The 3,608-nt window shown below is 54.7% G+C and carries 4 protein-coding genes; 2 read left to right on the top strand and 2 right to left on the bottom strand.

Features of this window, described 5'->3' with window-relative positions; genetic code table 11:
• On the top strand, positions 1–192 hold a 192-nt coding region (locus tag RTY00_RS16370; protein WP_312665142.1), incomplete at its 5' end, for a hypothetical protein.
• A gap of 88 nt (positions 193–280) precedes the next feature.
• On the opposite strand, the gene RTY00_RS16365 is transcribed toward RTY00_RS16370, so the two are convergent.
• Together RTY00_RS16365 and RTY00_RS16360 are read right to left on the bottom strand one after the other, a co-directional pair.
• Positions 281–883, bottom strand: a complete 603-nt coding sequence (locus tag RTY00_RS16365; protein ID WP_312665141.1) for a transposase — start codon at positions 881–883, stop codon at positions 281–283.
• Positions 880–3,045 carry an EAL domain-containing protein gene (locus tag RTY00_RS16360; RefSeq protein WP_312665140.1) on the bottom strand — a complete coding sequence of 722 codons (2,166 nt, stop codon included), beginning with the start codon at positions 3,043–3,045 and terminating at the stop codon, positions 880–882. Before RTY00_RS16360 ends, RTY00_RS16365 begins: the two co-directional genes overlap by 4 nt.
• 309 nt (positions 3,046–3,354) lie before the next feature.
• Between RTY00_RS16360 and RTY00_RS16355 the strand changes: the two genes are divergently transcribed.
• The coding region (locus RTY00_RS16355; RefSeq protein WP_312665139.1) for a GntR family transcriptional regulator at positions 3,355–3,608 on the top strand (254 nt) is incomplete at its 3' end.

The following is a 3,608-nucleotide window of genomic DNA, read 5'->3' as shown; positions in this document are numbered from 1 at the left end:
GGTATGGCGCGCAGTGCGTTTGAAGCTGTATGGACAACGGAGCGCTATCGCGTGCTGACGGCATTTCTGGCGGCTGCGCCGGTAAGCTGGCGTCACTTCCTTAAGCAGCAGGTGTTTACGGCGGTGGCCGCAGACAGTGATGTGCCGATGGATGTCATTTTCGCGGATCTCAGAGGGCGTTATTCGGTGTGAAGTTTCGGCAAGGTCGCCATAAATGGCGACCCTACAAAAGCTCCGTAGGGTCGCCATTTATGGCGACCTTGCCAATAACCGCACAACCTCAACCATCCACATACAACCGATCCCATTCCCACTGTTTCGGATTGTTTTCAATATATTTTCTGAACGCCAATAACTCTTTCTCATCCCGAATCACACGATCATAAAAACTGCGTTGCCACACCTTCACGCCTGTTTCACGCGTAATCTCGGCTTTAAACCAATTAACCCTATTAAGCAGGGTTCTCTGCGCGCTTTCATTCAGCCAAATAATGCCGTGCAGGTGATTTGGCATCAGGACAAAGGCATCGAGGGTGATAGAAGCATCGCGCTGAGGCAAAGCCCGCCAGGTTTTGATGACGTAGTCCCCAAGCGGCGTGAGATAGAATTCCGCTGCAATAAATTGTCCAAATAAAGGTGCGCGGCGATAGCAAACCAGCGTGATGAAATACGCGCCATTGGCGCGGTAATCATGGTGTTTTAAGCGCGGATATTTGCGGTTTTTCATAATGGCCTCCTTGCCAGAATGATTATTCAGAATATCTGGCAAGAGGGCGATGACGGGATGTGAAACCTGAGGGACGTATTCAGAATATTTTATACGGCGCGGCGGGATTATTGGCCAGGTCGCCATAAATGGTGACCCTACGGAGATGTCACTCACATCATCTTCTCAATCTCACTAAACGGCACCGCGTGGCTAAACAAATACCCTTGCAGCTGATTGCAGCCCGCATCGGCCAGCGCGTTTTTCTGGCCTTCGGTTTCCACGCCTTCGGCGGTCACCGTTAAGCCCATTGCGTGACCTAACCGCACCACAGATTCGACAATCGCGGTCGAGTTCTGCGCCACGCCCAGCGACTGGGTAAACGAACGGTCGATTTTGATTTTGTCCACCGGGAAGGTGCTGAGGTAGTTAAGGCTCGAATAGCCGGTACCAAAATCATCCAACGCGATACGGAAACCGGCCTCGCGCAGCGCGATGATGCTGTTACGCGCCTCATGTTCATCCTCAATCAGCACGCCTTCGGTGATCTCCAGCTCCATGCGTCTGGGATCGGCACCTTCTTCCTGCACGATATGGATGATACGCTCAACGAAATTCACCGCGCGGAACTGCACGGGCGAGACGTTCACCGCCACCACAATATCCGGCAGCTTCAGCGCGGTTTTGCAGGCTTCGCGTAGCACCCATTCGCCCAGCGGAATGATCATCCCGGTCTCTTCGGCGATGGCAATGAAATCACCCGGCGAAACGTCGCCGCGCATGGCGTGATGCCAGCGCAACAGCGCTTCCAATCCCACCACATGCTGGCCGCTGATATCCATCAAAGGCTGATACCACACCGCTAATCCCTCAAATTTCACCAGCGCCTGACGCAAATCCGCCGCCATCTGTTGGCGGGTGCGCAGCGATTCATCCATCACTTTTTCGAACTGGCGATACTGGCCGCGCCCGTGATTCTTGGCGTCATAAAGCGCGATATCCGCTTTGCGCATCAGCTCCATCCGATCGATGCCATCCTTCGGTGCCAGCGCCAGACCGACGCTCACGCCAACCCACAACTCACTGCCGACCAGCTGATACGGCTCGCTCAGGCGGCTGATGATGCGTTTCGCCAGCGATTGCACCTGACCAATATTCTCCACATCCGGCATTACAATAATGAACTCGTCGCCGCCAATACGACCCACGGTATCGCTGGCGCGCACGATGTCGTTGAGTCGACGCGCCACCTCAATAATCAGCTCATCGCCAGCGTGATGGCCGTAGGTATCATTGATATTTTTGAAGCGATCGAGATCCAGCAGCAGCAGCGCCACGCGCTGATCGTGGCGTCCGGCCACCGCTAGCGCCTGGGTTAAGCGATCTTCCACCAGTGAACGGTTCGGCAAACCGGTTAACACATCATGAAAGGCCAGATGCTGCGCCTGCGCTTCACTGGCACCGAGTTTCAGCAACGACTGCGAAAGCTTGAGCGACGAGGTCCAGATGCGACGCACCATCACTAAACACAGCACGGTAATCAGCAGCACCGACAACAACGTTGAAGGGCCGATGGTGCGCATCATCTGCGCGCCCGGTTTATCCGGATTCCAGCTGAGATAGCCGACCGGTTCGCCCTGTTGTGAATTCAGCAGAAAGCGCGCTTTGGTTTCTCCTGCCGGTTCGCTGTCGCTGAAGTGCAGCTGGCGCAGCTGGCTGCGGTCAGCAAGGTTGCGCAGATAACCATCATCGAGAAACTTAATGCTCACCAGACGATAGCGACCGGCCTGTTTGGTGCTGCTGATATCGCCCACCGCCAGCGCGGCAGCGCGTTGGCCGATACGCACGAAATCGGCGTGATCGGTGGGACCCGCCACCACATCGCTGTTTTGCACCAGCGGGCTGTTCAGCATGTCCTGCAGATACGGGCCGATGCGTTTGTCCGGCACCGGTTGGCCGTTGCGCCACACGTTGATCAGCTGATTGTCACGATCCAGCAGCACCACCAGCTGATGGTCAAACATGTCGTACAGCCAGCCGCCGACATTTTGCGTTAGCCAGCTTTGGTCGGGATGCGGCGACGCCAGCTGATCGGCCAGCGGCGACCAGCGCGTCAGGCTACGCAGCTGGCGCAGATGTTCCGTCAGGCTTTGAGTGAAGGAAGCCTCGATCATGCGCTGTTGCTGATCGCGTGCTTCGCTATTGGTTAATGATGTCCCCCAGAACAGACCCACGCCTGCGCCGACAAAGGTAAGTAGCAAAATTGCCATCAGCGGCAAAATTACTTCACGAACAAAGTTGCGGCGAAAACCATCCGATAGTTTTATTGCGTTAATCATTTTAAGGTTGGCCTTAAAAGAAGAATTCATCTTTTAACTTAGCAGATCATCGTCAGGCTGTATTCTGTAAGGCTGTTGAAATCGTGATGTAAATAAGCGGTAAATTTTTGAACACTGTCACAAAGAGAACAGTTAAAAATAATTTATTAAAACTGCCACCGTTTCGCTGTGATTCTGCTGCCCTAAAGCAAATTCATCCGCCCGTCATTGAGCCGTCACGGCGCTGTCATCTGACATGCGCAATCTAATCGCCATCCCGCAGCAAGCCCGCTGCGTTCCTCAACCAATGCGAATGAGGTATTGAGCGTGATGGAGATATCCAGACATCCGACCACTGTGTATCAGGCCGTTGCCGCCCAACTGGAGCAGGCGCTGCAGGAGCGCTATCGCTGCGGCGACTATCTGCCTTCCGAGCAGCAGCTGGCCGATCACTACGAAGTGAATCGTCACACCTTGCGCCGCGCCGTCGATGAGCTGGTCAATAAAGGCCTGCTGCAACGGCGTCACGGCATCGGCATTTTGGTGCTGATGCGTCCTTACGATTATCCGCTGCATGCGCAAGC

Source organism: Pantoea sp. CTOTU49201, assembly GCF_032054795.1.
Lineage (GTDB): Bacteria > Pseudomonadota > Gammaproteobacteria > Enterobacterales > Enterobacteriaceae > Pantoea > Pantoea symbiotica.
Note: the sequence above shows the minus strand (reverse complement) of the source record. Positions and strands in the feature narration are given on the sequence as shown.

What these genes read in the sequence shown, in the direction of transcription:
- RTY00_RS16360 (WP_312665140.1), bottom strand. Translation starts at nt 3,045, where the DNA reads ATGATTAACGCAATAAAACTATCGGATGGTTTTCGCCGCAACTTTGTT.